Origin of the sequence: Pseudomonas sp. NFX5 (assembly GCF_049132125.1) — a bacterium.
Taxonomy (GTDB): Bacteria; Pseudomonadota; Gammaproteobacteria; order Pseudomonadales; family Pseudomonadaceae; genus Aquipseudomonas; species Aquipseudomonas marginalis.
Map to the genome: position 1 here is coordinate 16558 of NZ_JAFMZG010000044.1, position 16210 is coordinate 32767.

Here is a 16210-nt window from a genome sequence, read left to right on the forward strand (position 1 = left end):
TGCAGCGCAATTTCACTTTCCAGGAGACCTGAGATGGCGATCATCGGCATCGACACCCTGTTGTATGGCGTCGAGGACCTGGCCCTGGCCTCGCGCTTCTTTGATGATTTCGGCCTGGTGCGCCTCAGTGCCAACGATCAGGAAAGCCTGTATCGACTGGAGGAAGGCTCGACCATTATCGTGCGCGAAATGCATCACCCCTCTATTCCGGCGTCGCGCTACGAAGGCTTCGGTGTGAAGGAGACCATCTGGGGCGTGGACAACGCTGAAAACCTGGCGCGGCTGGTCGCCGACTTGTCCAGCGACCGTGAGGTTCTCCTGGGCGATGATGATGCCTGGCACTTTCTCAGCGATTGCGGCCAGGCCTTGGGGCTTCGCGTGTTCAACCGCAGGAAAGTCACTTACGCCCCCGACCCGGTCAACGCTGCCGGCAACGTCAACCGTCTCAACCAGCACCGCAAATGGCGCACGCGGGCTCGACCTAAAACCATCAACCACGTGGTGTTTGCCGTGGATGACTATTGGCAGAGCTTTGCGTTCTTTCGCGACCGTCTGAACTTTCGCCTGTCCGACCATCAGAAAGGCGTGGGTACCTACCTGCGCGCCGACGGTGCCAATGAGCACCACAACACCTTCCTGCTCAATAACAAGGCACCGGGGGCGGGCGGGGTGCCGCGTTTTCATCACACCTGCTTCGGGGTCGAGGACTTCGACGAGGTGATGGTCGGCTCCAATTACATGACCCGACGCGGTTGGCAGCATGGCTTTCTCGGTACCGGCCGCCACCGCATCGCTTCGGCAATCTTCTGCTACTTCAACTCACCCACCGGTGGTGAGGCCGAGTACGGCGCCGACACCGATTACCTCGACGACAGTTGGGTACCGCGCGAATGGGAGTTTCGCTTCGGCACGGCCCAGTGGATGGGCAACCCGCCTGCGTTCATGCAGGACGACATTCCCTGGGACGTGACCTTTTACCAGGGCGAATTCCCGGCTATGCGCCGCTGATTTTCACAAGGATTGACCCATGAGCATGTTCCAGTATTTCGAAACCAATTATGTGTGGAGCCTGGCAGTTGCGGCAGCCATCGAGATGGGCGGCAAGATCGGCGAGATCGACACCATGTGCCGGCCGCTGCTGGAGGTAGCCCGCCAGGGTGACGATGCGGGCACCCAGGCGTTTATGGCCGCCTGGGAGGCTGGAGGCGACAACCTGGTGGCCTTGGCGCAGGAAGACAAGGCGGCCGGCAGGTGGCTCAGCGCCGGTGACAAGTTGAACCGCGCGGCGGTGTATTTCATCACTGCCGAGCGTATGCAGGCTCACGGTCATGCGCCTCGCAAAGCGTTGTACGCCAAGTTTCTGCGCACCTTCGCCGAAGGCGTCGAACTGTCTGGCGAAAATACCCGGCGGTTTGAAATTCCCTACGACGGTGCCCATCTCGCCGGGCTGTTCACCCCGGCTGAGGGCGTAACTGACGCGGCGCCGTGTCTGGTGGTGATCAATGGCCTGGACAGCACCAAGGAGATGGTCCATCGCGCCGGGCTGTTCCCGCAATTGCTTGCCAAACGCGGCATCTCCAGCCTGTTCATCGACCAGCCCGGCACCGGCGAAGCCCTGCGCCTGCATGGCATGACCGCAGTCGTCAACACCGAACTGTGGGCCAGCCCGCTGATGGACTACCTGCAAACCCGCCGCGAAATCGACCCGCTGCGTATCGGCTTGCTGGGGGTGTCCCTGGGTGGGTATTACTGCCCGCGCGCTGTAGCGTTCGAACCGCGCTTCGCCCTGGGCGCAGTGTGGGGGGCGAACCATAACTGGGGCGAAATGCAGAAGCGCCGCCTGGCCCGCGAAGGTGAACGACCGGTGCCGCACTACTGGGAGCACGTGTGCTGGGTGTGGGGTGCGAGCAGCATGGAGGCGTTCATGACGCTCGCCGAGCAGGTGCACCTCAACGGGGTAATGGAGCGTATCAAGGTGCCGTTCCTGGTGAGTCATGGCGAGGCCGACCGGCAGATTCCGCTGGCGTACGCGCATCAGTCCTATGACCAACTCACCAACAGCCCGGATCGCGAATTGAAGGTGTTCACCCCGCGTGAAGGCGGTATCCACCACAGCAGCCTGGACAACACCTCGAACGCCGGCGCCTGGATTGCCGATTGGGTTGCTGAGCGCCTGGGCGGTACTACCCACTCCGGGTGAGCGCTCAACAACGGTCTATTTCGGGCTTACTGCTCTTTGCTGCAATCCCGCGGCGTGATGCCTTTCTCCTTGGCGTACTGCGCCGCCGAGGCTTCGATGATCGGCCGCAGCAGGGCGCGGTCGGCCTGTACCCAGTCGCTGATCAGGTTCCAGCGTTGGCCATCCCATTGCTGGAAGCGCACGGCGCCGCCGCCTTCGTGGTCGGCGCAGGACAGTTTCAGCGGTTGCACCAGGCCCTTGGCGCCCAGGGCCTGCAGGCGTGCGTCGTCGAGGTTCAGGTGTTCGAAGCCCCAGCGTACCTGCTCGCCGGTCAGTGGTTTTTGCCCGTATTTTTCCTGGGCCAGGCGCAGGGCTTCGACGTTGAGGATGCCGTTGACCACGCCCAGGTTGTAATACACGGTGCCGAAACGCTTGGGGTCGGCCAGGTTGCCCTTGCCGGCGTCTACCACGCTTTGCTTGATCCCTTGCAGCACCGGGAAGTCGGTGCCCGACGGGTGGGTGGTGATCGAGATAAAGCCTTTGGCGGCGGCGCCGGCCGGTACCACGTCTTCTTCAGAGTTGCTCCAGATATTGCCGATGATGTGATCGGCCGGGTAGCCGACTTTCTGCGCGGACTTGAGCGCCACCGGGTTCATCACGCCCCAGCCGCGCAGGATCACCCAGTCGGGCTTGAGGCGCCGGATGTTCAGCCACTGCGATTGCTGCTCGTTGCCGGGGTGCGGCACTTCCAGCAGGGTCAGTTCGAAGCCGGCGTTTTTCGCCAGGGTTTCGAGCACGCCATTGGTTTCCTTGCCGTAGGGCGAGCCGTGGTAGAGCACGGCGATTTTCTTGCCCTTGAGCTTGTCGGCGCCGCCTTCGCGTTGGCCGATGTAGTTGATGATCGCCGAGACTTCCGAATACGGGTTGAGCTGCAGCGGGAACACGTAGGGGAACACGCTGCCGTCGGTGGAATCGGTGCGGCCATGGTTGATGGTGATCAGCGGCAGTTTGTCGGCGGTGGAGCGGTCCAGGGTGGCATAGGCGATGCCGACTGACAGCGGGTTGGTGGCGGCGGCCGGCGCACCGTTGAGCCCACCCTTGAGGCGCTCATAGCATTCAACGCCTTTTTCCACCACGTACTCGGTCTCGCATTCGCTCCAGGTCAGCTTGACGCCGTTCACCCCGCCCTTGGCATTGATGTATTGCAGGTAGTCGATAAAGCCCCCGAAAAAACCGGTGCCACCGGCCGCGTACGGGCCGACCCGGTAGCTCTGCAACGGGAAGTATTGTTCGTTGGCAGCCTGGGCGCCGGCCGTGAGCCCGGCGGTGATCAGGGCCAGGCCCAAGGCCAGGCGGCGCAGCGATAAGCGATGTGTCATGGAGGTGATTCCTGGGGGGTTATTGAGTTCAGTAACGCAGCGGCCAGACCCTGGCCCGTTGACGAAAGCGCTGCCACAGACGGGCCAGCCCCTCCGGTTCCTTGATCAAAAACGCGATGATCAGCGCGCCAAACAGCATCTTCTGGATGTTTTCCAGCTGTCCGGCATCCATCAGTCCGGCGGGCAACAGCGCGAAGAGATTGGCCAGCAGAATCGGGAACAACACGATGAATGCCGCGCCAAGGACGTTGCCGAGCACGCTGCCCAGGCCGCCGATAATGATGATGAACAGCACCTGGAACGAGCGGCTCAGGTCAAAGCCGTGGGGCTCCACCGTGCCGAGGTAGGCGAACGCCCACAGTGAACCGGCGATGCCCAGGTAGAAGCCGCTGATGGCAAACGCCAGCAGCTTGGCCTTCAACAGGCGAATGCCGATGACGGCAGCGGCGGTGTCCATGTCGCGCACCGCCATCCAGTTGCGGCCCAGTTCGCTGCGCACCAGGTTCTTGCCCAGCCAGAACAGCGTCACCACCACGGCCAGCGTCAGCACGTAGCGGCCGCGCGGTGAGCTGAAATCCAGCCCGGCAATCAGCAGTGGCGGCGAGGTGATCACGCCCGAGGCGTTGTCGTTGGTAAACCAGCTGAAGCGGGTGAGCACCCACTCCACCACGAACTGCGCGGCCAGGGTCGCCACCAGCAGGTAAAAGCCCTTGATGCGCAGGCTCGGCAAGCCGAAGAACACCGCCACCGCGGCGGCGATCACGCCACCCAGGGCAAAGCTCACCAGCAGCGGCAGGCCGGGCACCCGCAACTGCAGGTTGTAGGCGGCAAACGCGCCCACCGCCATGAACGCCGCCGAGCCGAGTGAAAGTTGCCCGGCGTAGCCCGTCAGCAGGTTGAGCCCAAGCCCGGCCAGCGACAGCACCAGCAGCGGCACCAGGATCGCGCTGAACCAGTAGTCATTGCCCAGCCAGGGCACCGCAAAGAACGCCACGCCCAGCAGCAGCCACAGCGCGACGCGGTCCTGGCGCAGGCGAAAGGTGCGGCGCTCGGCCGCGTAGGAGGTGCTGATTTGACCGACTTCTTGATACAACATGCAGGCATTTCCCCAAGGACAATCAAACCCGTTCGATGGCGCGCTCGCCGAACAACCCGGCAGGCCGCACCAGCAGGAACAGCAACGCGAGGACGTAGGGCACCCAGTTCTCGATGCCGCTGCCGATGATCGGGCCGAGGTAGATCTCGGCGACTTTCTCCGCCGCCCCGATGATCAGGCCGCCGACAATCGCCCCGCCGATGGACGAGAACCCGCCGATGATCAGCACCGGCAGCGCCTTGAGCACCACCAGCGAGAGCGAGAACTGCACTCCCAGGCGTGCGCCCCAGAGCAACCCGGCCACCAGCCCGACGAACCCGGCCACCGCCCACACCAACGCCCAGATGCGCGGCAGGCGAATACCGATGGCCATGGACGCCAGCGGGTCATCGGCCACCGCACGCAACGACAGGCCCACCCGGGTCTTGTTGAACAGCAGCGACAGCACGATCACCAGGGCGGCGGCGGTGCCGGCGGCAAACAGGTCGAATTGCGAAAGCAGCATGCCGCGGATTTCCAGCGGTTCGTCGGCGATGCCCAGGTCCAGCCCGTGCACCTGCGCACCCCACAGGAACTGCGCGAAACCTTCGATCAGGTAGGACAGCCCGAGGGTGGCCATGAAGAGGATGATCGGTGGGCGATTGACCAAGGGCCGCAGCACCACTTTTTCGATCAGCAGCGCCAGCACCACCATGCTCGCCAGGGTGATCAGGAACGCCCAGGCAAACGGGAAGCCGCGCTCCAACAGGCTGACAAACGTCAGCGCGGCGAACAGCACCATGGCGCCCTGGGCAAAATTGAACACGCCGGAGGCCTTGTAGATCAGTACAAAACCAATCGCTACCAGGGCATACATCACGCCCGCCAGCAGGCCGCCGATCAGCACTTCGAAGAAAAATTCCATGCTCAGGTCCCCAGGTAGGCGGCGATGACATGGGGGTTGGCGCGCACCTGTTGCGGGGTGCCGTCGCCGATCTTGCGACCGTAGTCGAGGACCACCACGTGGTCGCACAAGCCCATGACCACGCCGATGTCGTGCTCGATCAACACCACGGTGGTGCCGAACTCGCGGTTGATGTCGCGGATGAACTGGCTCATCTGGGCTTTCTCCTGGGCGTTCATGCCGGCCATGGGTTCATCCAGCAACAGCAGGGTCGGTTCGGCGGCCAGGGCGCGGGCCAGTTCGACACGTTTTTGCAGGCCATAGGGCAGGGTGCCGACCAGCACGTGGCGCCAGGGATGGATCTGCAGGAAGGCAATCACCTTTTCCGCGTGCAGGCGGTGGGCGTCGTCCTCCCGTGGCGCACGGCCCACGCGCAGCATCTGCTCCAGCCAACTGCTGCGGCGCTTGAGGTTGCGCCCGGTAAGCACGTTGTCGAGCACGCTCATGCCCTTGAACAGCGCGATATTCTGGAAGGTCCGCGCAATCCCGCCTTCGGCCGCCTGGTGCGCACGCATGCGCCGCCGGGTCTGGCCGGCGTAGCGGATGCTGCCGCCCTGGGGGTGGTAGACCCCGTTGATCACGTTGAGCAGCGAGCTTTTACCCGCGCCGTTGGGGCCGATCAGGCCGCAGATGTCACCGGCCTTGACCTCGAAACTGATGGAGGTGATGGCCTTGATGCCCTTGAACGACAGGGAGATGTCATCGAGCCGCAGTAATACCGCTTCAGTGGGTGTGGGCATGGAAGGCTCGTCAGGCAGATTGAGGCAGCAAGTGGTCACTGGGTTCGTGGCGGGTGGACGGCTCTTGCCAATGGCCGGGACGAATGCCCAGGGCCGCAAAGAAGGCGGCACTTTCCGGATGCAGTGGCGGTCCGACCAGCAAGGGCACGCGCAGGCGGCTCATGCCCAGTACATCCAGCAAAGGCCGCCGCACCAGCCAATGGCCCAGCCAGCGGCGCACGGGGGAGGGGGTCGGCTGCATGGCCCAGTCGTATAAACGATGGCTGAAGCTGCCCGGCAGTGGCAGGCGTTCACGCACCCATTGCTCCAGGCGCCCATAGGATTCGCGGGTGCCCAGCACCAGGGTCGGGCCCAGCTCGCGGCGGTCGGTGTCGCGGGTGGCCAGGGCCTCGGGGAAGTTCAGCCGAAAGCCGGCGTGCAGCCAGGGCGCGAGCAGGTAGCGTGCCTGCCCGCTGGCGGCAAACACCCGTGCGGCGAGGGCTTCGTCGTCGGCGCCGAGGTGTTCGCGGTCGATCAGCGTCCGCGCGCCCGCGAGCAGTTGCCCGTGGGTCAAGTGCAGGGAGGTGTCGGCATGAAAGACGAAGGCGGTGTCGCTCGGCTGCGGGGCGTGGGCGGGTGGCGGTGCATCGGCACGCAGCTCGGCATAGTCGATCAAATCGGTGTCTGCGAACTGGCTCAGGCCACGCCCGTCAAGAAACACCACCACCCCGCGTTCACCGAGTTGTTGCAGCGCTTCCAGGTCTTGCACGAGCACGAAGCGCGGTCGCAGCCCGGCCAGCAGCGCCCGGTTGTCGCGGTCCGGGTCCAGCAGCGTGACGCTGGCGCCCAGCCATTGCGCGGCCAGCGCCAGCAGCAACGCTTCGGGGCGCGCCTGGCTGAGGATCAACAGGTTATCGTCAGGCCCGAAGCGGCGCTGATGCAAGGCGGCAGCGAGCTGGCTGACCTCGTGCGCCACCTCGCTCCAGCTGCGCTCATGCCAGATACCCAGGCGCTTGAAGCGCAAGGCAATCGCCGACCCTCGGGTGTGGGCTTGGCGCAACAGCGCTTGGGGCAGTGTCTGGGGCATGGGGGTATCCTTCGTCAGTATGCGAAGGCGATTGCACGCGTCATGCCAGAGGATTAAATGCTTTTATTTCAATGGGATATGTGGATTTTTTGGGGAGGAGGCGTGTGTTGATTCAGCACAAGCTGTCCAAGCAGTGTTGTTGGGCCAACAGCGATGGGGCCATTGCTGGAGCGCTACCTGTCGCCGGCAGGGCTCCAGCTTGTCACGCCGGGATAAGCCCCGCGTCCCGATAACTCTGGACCAGTTCGTCGTACAAACCGAGATCGGCCCGGGTGCGGGCAATCAACTGCGCGCCGGCAATGGCGGTGTAGATGGCACGCGCGCGACGCTCGCATGCCTCTGTATTGCCGGGTTCGATCTCGGCAAGCAACGCCCCCAGCCAGGCTACGTTGATATTGGCAAACGTCAGTATCTCTTCCTTCACCGGCTCCGGCAGGTCCTGATATTCGGCCGCCATAAAACTGGACAGGCACAAGCGGTTGCCGTCTTCGAGTGATTTTCGAAAGATGCTCGGATAAGCACGCAGGCATTGCAGCGGCTCCGGGTTCTCGCTGCGTATCGCCGCGAGGGCGCTGGCGGCGTCTTCCCAATAGCGCCTGGCAACGGCTGCGCCGAGATCGGCTTTGCTCGGGAAGTGGTAATAGATACTGGCGTTCTTGATCCCCACCGTTTCGCCGATGCTGCGGAAGTTGATGCCACTGTAGCCGTAGTGCTGAGCGGCGAGTCTGGCGGCTTCCAGAATCGCTTCGCGGGCATTTTCACTCACGGGTGGATTGCTCTTAAATGTGGGTAGGGGCGAATTCTACGCTGATAAGGTTTTACCTGCCAACTGGTAGGTAATGCTTGACGGCCTGAAATAATACCTTCAATCTCTACCTACCATTTGACAGGTAGGCGAGCAGATCATGACGTTCCAACAACCACAACCCGACGTATCCCAACCTCCGTTGATGAAAATTTATGATTGGTACAACGGCCCCTATCCAGCGCGCGTTCGTATAGCGCTGGCCGAGAAAGATCTGTTGCCGCGCGTTGAGTTCGTGTCGGTCAACCTATGGAAAGGGGAGCACAAACAACCTGAGTTCCTGGCCCTCAACTACTCCGGCACCCTGCCAGTGCTGCAACTGGACGACGGCACGTTCATCGCTGAATGCACGGCTATCACCCAGTACCTGGACACGCTCGATGGCAACCCGACCCTCACCGGCAGGACGCCGACCGAGCAAGGCTTGATCCACATGATGACCAAGCGCGCAGAGATTGAATTGATGGATGCGGTCAGCGTGTATTTCCATCATGCCACCCCTGGGCTTGGGCCTGAGGTCGAGCTTTATCAGAACGCCGAATGGGGCATGCGCATGCGGGACAAGGCGGTCAGGGGGATGCACTATTTCGATAACGTGCTCAAGACCCGCGCCTTTGTGGCAGGCGATGCCTTCTCAATGGCCGATATCGCGTTACTCGGCGGCATGATCTTCGCGGACCTGGTGCAATTGCCGGTGCCGCAGACGTGTGAAGCCCTGCGCGCCTGGCAGGCCAGGGTCAACGAGCGACCTAGCGTTCAGGCCTGGCGTGCAATGGTTGCACAACCGCACTGAGGGCAACGGCCCGCATAGCGGCCGCCAGCCCGGCCGCTGCGCTGGTGAGGGGCAGCGGGCCGGCCGTTACCTGCACGGCGGCCGCGCTCATCGACGCCTGGCCCAGCGCAACCCGTGTCATTCCATCCCTATAGGCGGCATCGGCAGCTTTGGCGATTGTCGCCAGGTAGCCGTCGATGTCACCCGCCTTGAACAAGCGCCATGCCCCCGGAACCAGCCGCACTTCGACGACCGCGTTCGATTGCAGCGCGGCCTTGTGAAACAGCCGCGCGGTCGGTTCGAGGGTGGTTTCCACCGCGCACAGCACCGCAATTTTTCCGCCCGCCTGCACCGCCGAGGCGGCCAGCGCTTCGTCTGTCCTCAGGATCGGGACACTGCTGGAGATACCTTCAACAACCGGACCCAGGGTCGAGCAGGTGAGCACCACGGCATCGGCCTGTTCAGCCAGTGCAAGCAGGGCTGATGCGGTGGATGCGCAGATGTCGGCGCTCAGATGACCGGCGTTTTCGGCAGCAGCCAACAGGTCGGCGCGCACTTCATGGCGTAGCACATCAGCGCCGATACCCAGTGCTTTCGCGGCGGTTTCAAACACGCTGATATTGCTGGCTGCGGTATGAAGGCAGGCGATGCGCATGGGCTGTTTCCAGTGCTGAAAATGTCGACGATGGTTAAGATGCAGCCCGCACTTGCCTATAGCAAGGGCGCGAGTTGACATGCTGGTGCAAGCCGGCGTGTTCAGCGCATAGCGCCGAGAATCCCGGCCGTTTCGACCACCCTGGCGTAGTCCATGGCCAGGTTGCTCAGCGACAGCGCGTGCACGTCCTCCGCTGGCCACAGGCGTCCGGATCCATCGGTTTGATCGAAGGTGTAGCAGGCGTCTGCGGCGACGAGCACGTCAAAGCCCAGGTTGCCGCCTGTGCGTGCCGTTGCTTCGACGGAATTGTTGGTGATCACCCCGGCGATCACCAGTTGCTTGATCGATCGCGCGTGCAGCCAGCGGTCCAGCCCGGTGGCGATAAAGGCACAGGGTACGTTCTTTTCCACCACGTGTTCGTGGGCCAGTGGTTGCAGCGCAGGCTGAAATTCGCAGCCCGGCTGGCCCGGCCAGAATACCGAGCCGGGGGTACGGGAGATGTGCCTGACGTGCACCACAGGCCGCCCCGACTGCCGCCAGGCGCCGAGCAATTGCTGCAACTGTTGCTCGGCCTGCGGGTTGTTGCGGCGCCCGAGCTTCGGGTCATTCATGCCCTGCTGCATGTCGATGATCACCAGTGCAGCGTTGGTGGCTAACGGTTCCATGGCACATCCTTTGGCTCGTGAGGCACAAAACATAGCAGCCATTGAGTGCGCCTAAACAGCGATTTGTTCGATGCCTTTGCCATTTGCCTTTACACTGCCGCCCCCGAATTTCAGCAAGGATGCGTTGGATGCGTACGCGACTCAGCGGTGTACTCCTCTCCCTGGCCCTGGCCGCTCCCGTCATGGCCGAGCCCCGTTCGTTCTCGGTCAATGACCCCAGCGGTCAATACCTGGTCGAGGTGTTGTTCCCGGACGTGCCGCAGGACTTACAGCACCTGGCGCCGGCGCTCATCACCCTGCGCGACAAACGCTCCCTCGAAATCCTTCAGCAATTGCAGACCCCGGATGCCCAGGTGCCGCTGGATCAGCAAGGCAGAACCGTGGACTGGCGCCTGATGGGGGAGAACGGCGTGGTGTACTTCGCCGATATCAACCAGGATGGCCGCCAGGACCTGGCGATCCGCAATGGCACCGGGGCGGACAAGGACTTCCAGTCCAGTTACGACGTGTATCTGCAAGACCCGCACACGTCCCACTGGGTGCTGAATGGCCCCTTGACCGACCTGGCCAACGAGACCTCCGGCGGGATGTTTTCGATCAATCCCAAGGACGGCATTATCCATTCGCAGACCGACCGGGGTTGCTGCTGGACCCGCGCCAGCCGCTATCAGATGCGCGACGGCAAACTGGTGCGACTCAGCGCGTACACCCAGGCGGAAGTGCCGGCGACGGACGATGACGCCAACAACAGCATGCCCAGCGGCTACATGTTGCGCACCACCGGTGAGTGGAAGGACGGCCAATGGCTGGAAACGCCCAGGCTGGAAGGACCGGTCAACGAAGACCCCGAGTTCCTGGCCGGCACCCTCAACGGCAAGATCCCGGTGCAGCTCTGGTACCAGCAACAGGGCGCGGTGCTGATCGGTGAGGTGCGCTACACCAAAAGCGGCAGCGGCAAGCCGATCAAACTGGTGGGGGATCAGGGTGAATACGGCGACCAGTCGTTTATCTACCTGCACGAATACGCCGATGATGGCCGTCAAACCGGCATCTGGCGCATCACGCGGGAAACCGTCGAACCTTATGCCTACGCGGGCACCTGGGTCCGTGGCGCCAAGGGCGACCAGCCCGAGCTGCAGATTCAACTGCACAGGCAGGACCGGGCGCCTGAGTACGACAAACTCGGCGACGTGGCCCGCGACCAGCGCGATGGCCATTACCAGATGCGCGATGACTTCCTCGGCCGCGACGGTGACCTGGACCTGAAAATCCTTCCCGAACGCGACGCCCAGGGCCGGGAAGTGGCGGAACTCAACGTGACGCTCAAAGACACCGGCACCGACAAGATCATCATCACTACGCACCAACGCGTGCCGATGGAAACCGCAAACCTGATCATCGTGCGCACACCCCAGGCGCCCCCTCGGGCCGGGCCGTATCACATCCAACTGGTGAAGGGCTTTGCCGTGATCGAGCACAACTCGGCGCCGGACAGCCAGGACTACCTGACCGGGTTTTATCGTAAGCAGCCCTGAAACCGGGGAGTAATGCCGCCTGAGTGTCGATCCTGGATCAGGCGGTTAGACACATCGGGTATCTTCAACCGCCGGCCGCTTCAGGCTCGGCGCACAATTGATTGATCAAGGAAGCAGGCAATGGCACTCAGGGTGATGGTGATCGGCGGCTACGGCAACTTTGGCAGCATCATTTGCCGGCACCTGGCGGGCGCGCCGGGCATTGAACTGGTGGTCTCGGGCCGCAACTCACACAAGTTGCAGGGCAAAGTCGACGGGTTGAAAACGTCCTCGGGCCGCGAGTGCGAAAGCTGGTGCGGCGATGCCATGGCGGCCGGGTTCGCTGGCGTCTTGCAGTCGATGGACATCCAGTTGGTGATCCACACCGGCGGCCCGTTCCAGGGGCAGTCCTATGCCGTCGCCCAGCACTGCATCGACGCGGGCGTGAACTACTGCGACCTGTCGGATTGCCGGACCTTCGTCAATGGCGTCGGCGTGCTGGATGCGAAAGCCCGGCAGGCGGGCGTGGCCGTCCTCAGCGGTTGCAGCTCTGTGCCGACGTTGTCGTCCGCCCTCATCGATCAGTACCGCTATCGCTTCATGCGCATCGACACCATCGAGCATGGCATTTCTTCTTCGGCGAAGATGCCGGGGCTGTCGACCATCGAAGGCGTGCTTGCCTACGCGGGCAAACCGATCAAGCAACTCAAGCAGGGCCAGGTGCACGAAGTGCTGGGCTGGCAGGACCTGACCCTGCGCAGGATGCCCCAGCTCGGCACGCGGGTGCTGGCCAATGTGGACGTGCCCGACATGGATATATTCGCTGGCCGTTATGGCGCCCATACCCTGCGCTTCAAGGCCGGTGCGGGGCTCAAGCTGGGCGGTGTCGCCAATTATCTGCTGGCGCAAGCGCTACGCATGGGCATTGTGCGCGACCACCTTGCATGGGCCGCCAGACTGCATCGCCTGGGCACCTGGTTCGAACGATTTGGCGATGGCAAAAGCGCGATGTACATCGACGTGCAGGGTCTGGGCATGCAAGGCCAGCCGCTGTCCCTGGCGGTGCAACTCACGGCCCTGGACGACAAGGGACCGGAAATCCCCAGCTGCGCGGCCGTCGCCCTTGCCATCAAAATGGCCCACGGTTACGTGCCCGAACCCGGTGCCCGCCCGTGCGTAGGTGAAATCAGCGTCGACGAATACATGGCCGCCATCAACGAACCGACGAAGCTCAGCCTGGCGGTGCGCTTCTCTGACGGGAAGGCCTGACCGATGCTCTACCTGTGCCTGAAGTACCTGCACATCATCGCGGCGATTTTCCTGTTCGGCTTCGGCATGGGCTCGTACCTCTACCTGATCGCCGCCAGTCGCACGGCCAACCCGCAAGTGATCGCCCAAGTGGCGCGCATGGTCGTGCGGTTTGATACCTGGATTACCACGCCGGCGGGCGTCATTCAGATCATCACGGGCTTGCTGCTGATCCAGCTTGCCGGGCTGCCTGTGACCACGGAATGGGTACTGACCGCGTTGATCATCTTCCTCGGCGTGGGCTCGCTGTGGCTGCCGGTGCTGGTACTGCAGAAGCGCATGCAGCAGATGGCCTCGCGGGCGGTCGAGACCGACACGGAGCTGGATGATGGATACCGTGGTGTGTACCGGCAATGGTTCTGGCTGGGCGTCTTCGGCTTCCTGGGGATGTTTGTGATCGTGATGATCATGGTGACGAAGATGACGCCGTGGCAGTTGGTCGGGCTGTTGGCGGCGGGCTGAGTGCCCGCTCAAGGCTTGGCATCCCAAACCGGTGCAACGATGCATAGCGCTGTGTTCATAGCGGCCCCCTCAAAAAGCGCTGCTCATGCGTCGGCCGCTGCTACGGTTTGGACGGTGTGGGTGCTTAACGCGAGAGCAGCGGCGCCGGGCTTTTGTCCTCTGCGCCCACGTCGTGCAGGGAAATCCTCGACGTCTCCGGCAATGCCAGTCCGCCCGCCAACGCCAGCAATGCCACGGCTATCAGGTAGAACGCCGGTGACAGGTTGCTGCCGGTGGTGCTGATCAACCACGTGGCCATCAGCGGCGCGGTGCCGCCGAAGATCGTATACGCCATGTTGTAGGTAATCGCCGAGGCGGTATAGCGCGTGCGGGTCGGAAAGGTCTCCGACAGCAACGCCGCCGTCACCACACCACACAATACTGCGCCGACCGCCAGCAACATCACCCCGACAATGGACGCCGTGAACGAACCGGAACTGGCCATCAGGAACGACGGATACACCACCACCATCAACAACACGCACGCCGTCATCACCGTGACCCGACGCCCCACGCGATCCGAATACAGCCCCGCCAGCGGGCAAATCGCCGCGGCGAAGATCAACGCGATCAGCGACACCAGCAACGCCATCGCCCGACTCAGCCCACCGGCCACTTGCAGGTACGTGGCGAAGTAGGTGGTGAACATATAAAACGACAGCGCCGTCAGTGACACAAAAGCGCCCAGGCAGCAGATCGCCGCACCATGGTTGCGCAAGGTTTCCTTGAGTGGTGAGTGGGCCACCGCGTGCTCCTGCTTCACGGCCTGGAAGGCGGGCGTCTCATCCAGCTTCCAGCGCAGGTAAAGGCCCACCAGGCCCAGCGGCGCGGCGATCAGGAACGGCAGGCGCCAGCCCCAACTGCCCATCGCCTCGGCGGACAACGACGCTTCGAGTGCGTACGCCACCACGGCGGCGGCGGCGAAGGCAGAGAACGTCGACACCGGCACGAAGCTGCCGTACCAGGCGCGTTTGTCCCGGGGCGCGTGCTCCATCAGGTAGGCACAGGCGCCGGCGTATTCGCCGCCGGCGGAGAAGCCCTGGGCGCAGCGGATCAGCGATAACAGGATCGGCGCCGTGACGCCGATGGCGGCGTAGGTGGGCAGCAGGCCGATCAAGGTGGTGGCGCCGGCCATCAGCAGGATGGTCATGGCCAGGGTGCGCTTGCGCCCGATACGGTCGCCGAGCATGCCGAAGAAAATCCCGCCCAGGGGCCGGAAGGCGAAGGCGACGGCGAACACCGCGAAGGTTTTGAGCAAGGCCGCGCTGGCATCGCCGCTGGGGAAGAACTGTTGGGCGATGGTGGTAGCGAGGAAACCGTACACGGCGAAGTCAAACCATTCGACGAAGTTACCGATGCCGGCGGCGATGATGACCTTGCGCAGGGTTTGGGGGCTTACCTGTTCGGTGGAGGGGCTCGTCATGGGGAAGGCCTCGGAAGGGGGTCGGAGATGCTGGATTATCCGGGGAGGGTGTTGGGCGGCCGGGCTCAAAAGAGTCGTCCGCGTAGTCAGTAGCGACCGGGTGGGATGAGGGAGGCAGGAATTGGGCCAGGTCAGGCGGGGATTTATCGTTACCGGGCAGACGTGCGATAGGTCAGCAGCACAATCCCGGTCACCACGATGACGCCGCCGACTATCTGGCCGGCGCTGAGCATTTGATCGAGCACGACCCAGCCCATCAACAGCGTGGCCAGCGGCTCAATGTTCATGACCGGCGCATTGCGCGGCATGTCCAGGCGCGGGACCGACATGAACAGCACGATAAAACCGGTGCCGTACAGCACCACCAACGTTGCGAGTGCCAGCCAGCCGGTACCCGTGGCCGGCGGGTTCAGGCCGCCGGGGAGGGCGCCGCTGAGGCCGGCGAGGTTGACACTGCTGAATACGATGAAGATGGTCAGCAGGCTGCGCACGGAGCCGCGCACCTGGGACAACTTGTGGTCGGTGATCCACAGCGCGCAGGCGAACACGAACGCGGCGCAGAGGGCCAGGCCGACGCCGAGCAGCCAGTGCGGGCCGATATCGGCATGGCCTGAGAGGCGGCCGGGTACGTCCAGCACAAACACCAGGCCCACCAGAATCAACCCCATCAGCAAGGCGGTGCGCGCCGTCGGACGTGGGCCGCCGAATGCCCAGGTGAGCAGGGCGAGCAGAATCGGGAACACGTTGCCCACCAGCAGCGCCAGCGCCACCGGCACACGGGCGACGGCGGAGTAGAGGCACAGGCTCTGGGTAGCGATAAGCAGGCCCAGCAGCACTTGCCAGCGCCATGCACCTGCGGGCAGGCGCAGGCTTTGGCGTTGCCACAGTACCAGCACCGCCAGCACCAGCAAGGTGCCACCCGAGCGCAGCAGAATGGCCAACAGCACACCGGCACCATCATCGAAGGCGACCCGAGCGGCGATGTGATTGCCGGCGAAGGCACAGCCCATGCAGAGCAGAATCAACACGGCAATGGGGCGGGAGAACAGGGCGGGGGCAGTTTGCGTCGGGGCAGGCGGAGTCATACTGGGGCTCGGGCGGTTGGCGCCATCGTCGGGGATGGCGATTTATTTTTAGGTTGTCGTACAACTTCGCGACGGGGTG

General features: G+C 63.4%; 16 protein-coding genes. 6 read left to right on the plus strand and 10 right to left on the minus strand.

Annotated elements, in window-relative coordinates:
• The first annotated feature begins 33 nt into the window (after window positions 1–33).
• Window positions 34–1008: a VOC family protein gene (locus J1N02_RS28015; RefSeq protein WP_027608471.1), complete on the plus strand. Its 975-nt coding sequence runs from the start codon at window positions 34–36 to the stop codon at window positions 1006–1008.
• 25 nt (window positions 1009–1033) lie between these two features.
• The gene (locus tag J1N02_RS28020) at window positions 1034–2200 is read left to right on the plus strand and encodes an alpha/beta hydrolase family protein (protein ID WP_027608470.1); all 1167 of its coding nucleotides are present in this window, start codon (window positions 1034–1036) and stop codon (window positions 2198–2200) included.
• Window positions 2201–2226: 26 nt separating this feature from the next.
• Here J1N02_RS28020 and J1N02_RS28025 read toward each other — a convergent pair whose 3' ends face one another.
• From J1N02_RS28025 to J1N02_RS28050, 6 genes are all read right to left on the minus strand, one after another.
• Window positions 2227–3558 carry an ABC transporter substrate-binding protein gene (locus J1N02_RS28025; RefSeq protein ID WP_027608469.1) on the minus strand — a complete coding sequence of 444 codons (1332 nt, stop codon included), beginning with the start codon at window positions 3556–3558 and terminating at the stop codon, window positions 2227–2229.
• A 28-nt stretch (window positions 3559–3586) separates the two neighbouring features.
• Window positions 3587–4654 (minus strand): branched-chain amino acid ABC transporter permease, encoded by a 1068-nt coding sequence (locus tag J1N02_RS28030; protein WP_027608468.1) that lies wholly within the window; start codon window positions 4652–4654, stop codon window positions 3587–3589.
• A gap of 22 nt (window positions 4655–4676) precedes the next feature.
• On the minus strand, window positions 4677–5558 hold the full coding sequence (locus J1N02_RS28035) for a branched-chain amino acid ABC transporter permease (protein ID WP_027608467.1): 882 nt from the start codon (window positions 5556–5558) through the stop codon (window positions 4677–4679).
• Between the two features lie 2 nt (window positions 5559–5560).
• Window positions 5561–6337 carry an ABC transporter ATP-binding protein gene (locus J1N02_RS28040; RefSeq protein ID WP_027608466.1) on the minus strand — a complete coding sequence of 259 codons (777 nt, stop codon included), beginning with the start codon at window positions 6335–6337 and terminating at the stop codon, window positions 5561–5563.
• A gap of 10 nt (window positions 6338–6347) precedes the next feature.
• On the minus strand, window positions 6348–7403 hold the full coding sequence (locus J1N02_RS28045) for an AMP-binding protein (RefSeq protein WP_421148071.1): 1056 nt from the start codon (window positions 7401–7403) through the stop codon (window positions 6348–6350).
• Window positions 7404–7605: 202 nt separating this feature from the next.
• A complete protein-coding gene (locus tag J1N02_RS28050) occupies window positions 7606–8169 on the minus strand; it encodes a TetR/AcrR family transcriptional regulator (RefSeq protein ID WP_027608464.1) in 564 nt (187 codons plus the stop codon).
• A 139-nt stretch (window positions 8170–8308) separates the two neighbouring features.
• On the opposite strand from J1N02_RS28050, the gene J1N02_RS28055 reads away from it, so the two are divergent.
• Complete coding sequence (locus tag J1N02_RS28055; protein WP_098479358.1) at window positions 8309–9001, plus strand: glutathione S-transferase family protein; 693 nt, start codon at window positions 8309–8311, stop codon at window positions 8999–9001.
• Here the strand turns inward: J1N02_RS28055 and J1N02_RS28060 are convergent.
• Window positions 8958–9635, minus strand: a complete 678-nt coding sequence (locus J1N02_RS28060) for an aspartate/glutamate racemase family protein (protein WP_027608462.1) — start codon at window positions 9633–9635, stop codon at window positions 8958–8960. The genes J1N02_RS28055 and J1N02_RS28060 overlap by 44 nt on opposite strands.
• A gap of 101 nt (window positions 9636–9736) precedes the next feature.
• On the minus strand, window positions 9737–10300 hold the full coding sequence (locus tag J1N02_RS28065; protein ID WP_027608461.1) for a cysteine hydrolase family protein: 564 nt from the start codon (window positions 10298–10300) through the stop codon (window positions 9737–9739).
• A gap of 128 nt (window positions 10301–10428) precedes the next feature.
• On the opposite strand from J1N02_RS28065, the gene J1N02_RS28070 reads away from it, so the two are divergent.
• The 3 genes from J1N02_RS28070 to J1N02_RS28080 all read left to right on the plus strand — a co-directional run bounded on the left by J1N02_RS28070 (window position 10429) and on the right by J1N02_RS28080 (window position 13584).
• Window positions 10429–11835, plus strand: coding sequence for an XAC2610-related protein (locus J1N02_RS28070; protein ID WP_421148072.1), 1407 nt, complete (start codon window positions 10429–10431; stop codon window positions 11833–11835).
• A gap of 120 nt (window positions 11836–11955) precedes the next feature.
• Window positions 11956–13083 carry a saccharopine dehydrogenase family protein gene (locus J1N02_RS28075; RefSeq protein ID WP_146476157.1) on the plus strand — a complete coding sequence of 376 codons (1128 nt, stop codon included), beginning with the start codon at window positions 11956–11958 and terminating at the stop codon, window positions 13081–13083.
• Window positions 13084–13086: 3 nt separating this feature from the next.
• Window positions 13087–13584: a DUF2269 family protein gene (locus J1N02_RS28080; protein ID WP_146476159.1), complete on the plus strand. Its 498-nt coding sequence runs from the start codon at window positions 13087–13089 to the stop codon at window positions 13582–13584.
• 124 nt (window positions 13585–13708) lie between these two features.
• Here the strand turns inward: J1N02_RS28080 and J1N02_RS28085 are convergent, their stop codons facing one another.
• On the minus strand, window positions 13709–15046 hold the full coding sequence (locus J1N02_RS28085; protein ID WP_092356996.1) for an MFS transporter: 1338 nt from the start codon (window positions 15044–15046) through the stop codon (window positions 13709–13711).
• 149 nt (window positions 15047–15195) lie between these two features.
• Complete coding sequence (locus tag J1N02_RS28090) at window positions 15196–16131, minus strand: EamA family transporter (RefSeq protein WP_027608456.1); 936 nt, start codon at window positions 16129–16131, stop codon at window positions 15196–15198.
• Window positions 16132–16210 lie beyond the last annotated feature (79 nt).

What these genes read in the sequence shown, in the direction of transcription:
- J1N02_RS28085 (WP_092356996.1), bottom strand. Translation starts at nt 15,046, where the DNA reads ATGACGAGCCCCTCCACCGAACAGGTAAGCCCCCAAACCCTGCGCAAG.
- J1N02_RS28055 (WP_098479358.1), top strand. Translation starts at nt 8,309, where the DNA reads ATGACGTTCCAACAACCACAACCCGACGTATCCCAACCTCCGTTGATG.
- J1N02_RS28040 (WP_027608466.1), bottom strand. Translation starts at nt 6,337, where the DNA reads ATGCCCACACCCACTGAAGCGGTATTACTGCGGCTCGATGACATCTCC.
- J1N02_RS28060 (WP_027608462.1), bottom strand. Translation starts at nt 9,635, where the DNA reads ATGCGCATCGCCTGCCTTCATACCGCAGCCAGCAATATCAGCGTGTTT.
- J1N02_RS28075 (WP_146476157.1), top strand. Translation starts at nt 11,956, where the DNA reads ATGGCACTCAGGGTGATGGTGATCGGCGGCTACGGCAACTTTGGCAGC.
- J1N02_RS28025 (WP_027608469.1), bottom strand. Translation starts at nt 3,558, where the DNA reads ATGACACATCGCTTATCGCTGCGCCGCCTGGCCTTGGGCCTGGCCCTG.
- J1N02_RS28020 (WP_027608470.1), top strand. Translation starts at nt 1,034, where the DNA reads ATGTTCCAGTATTTCGAAACCAATTATGTGTGGAGCCTGGCAGTTGCG.
- J1N02_RS28035 (WP_027608467.1), bottom strand. Translation starts at nt 5,558, where the DNA reads ATGGAATTTTTCTTCGAAGTGCTGATCGGCGGCCTGCTGGCGGGCGTG.
- J1N02_RS28080 (WP_146476159.1), top strand. Translation starts at nt 13,087, where the DNA reads ATGCTCTACCTGTGCCTGAAGTACCTGCACATCATCGCGGCGATTTTC.
- J1N02_RS28070 (WP_421148072.1), top strand. Translation starts at nt 10,429, where the DNA reads ATGCGTACGCGACTCAGCGGTGTACTCCTCTCCCTGGCCCTGGCCGCT.
- J1N02_RS28065 (WP_027608461.1), bottom strand. Translation starts at nt 10,300, where the DNA reads ATGGAACCGTTAGCCACCAACGCTGCACTGGTGATCATCGACATGCAG.
- J1N02_RS28090 (WP_027608456.1), bottom strand. Translation starts at nt 16,131, where the DNA reads ATGACTCCGCCTGCCCCGACGCAAACTGCCCCCGCCCTGTTCTCCCGC.
- J1N02_RS28015 (WP_027608471.1), top strand. Translation starts at nt 34, where the DNA reads ATGGCGATCATCGGCATCGACACCCTGTTGTATGGCGTCGAGGACCTG.
- J1N02_RS28045 (WP_421148071.1), bottom strand. Translation starts at nt 7,403, where the DNA reads ATGCCCCAGACACTGCCCCAAGCGCTGTTGCGCCAAGCCCACACCCGA.
- J1N02_RS28030 (WP_027608468.1), bottom strand. Translation starts at nt 4,654, where the DNA reads ATGTTGTATCAAGAAGTCGGTCAAATCAGCACCTCCTACGCGGCCGAG.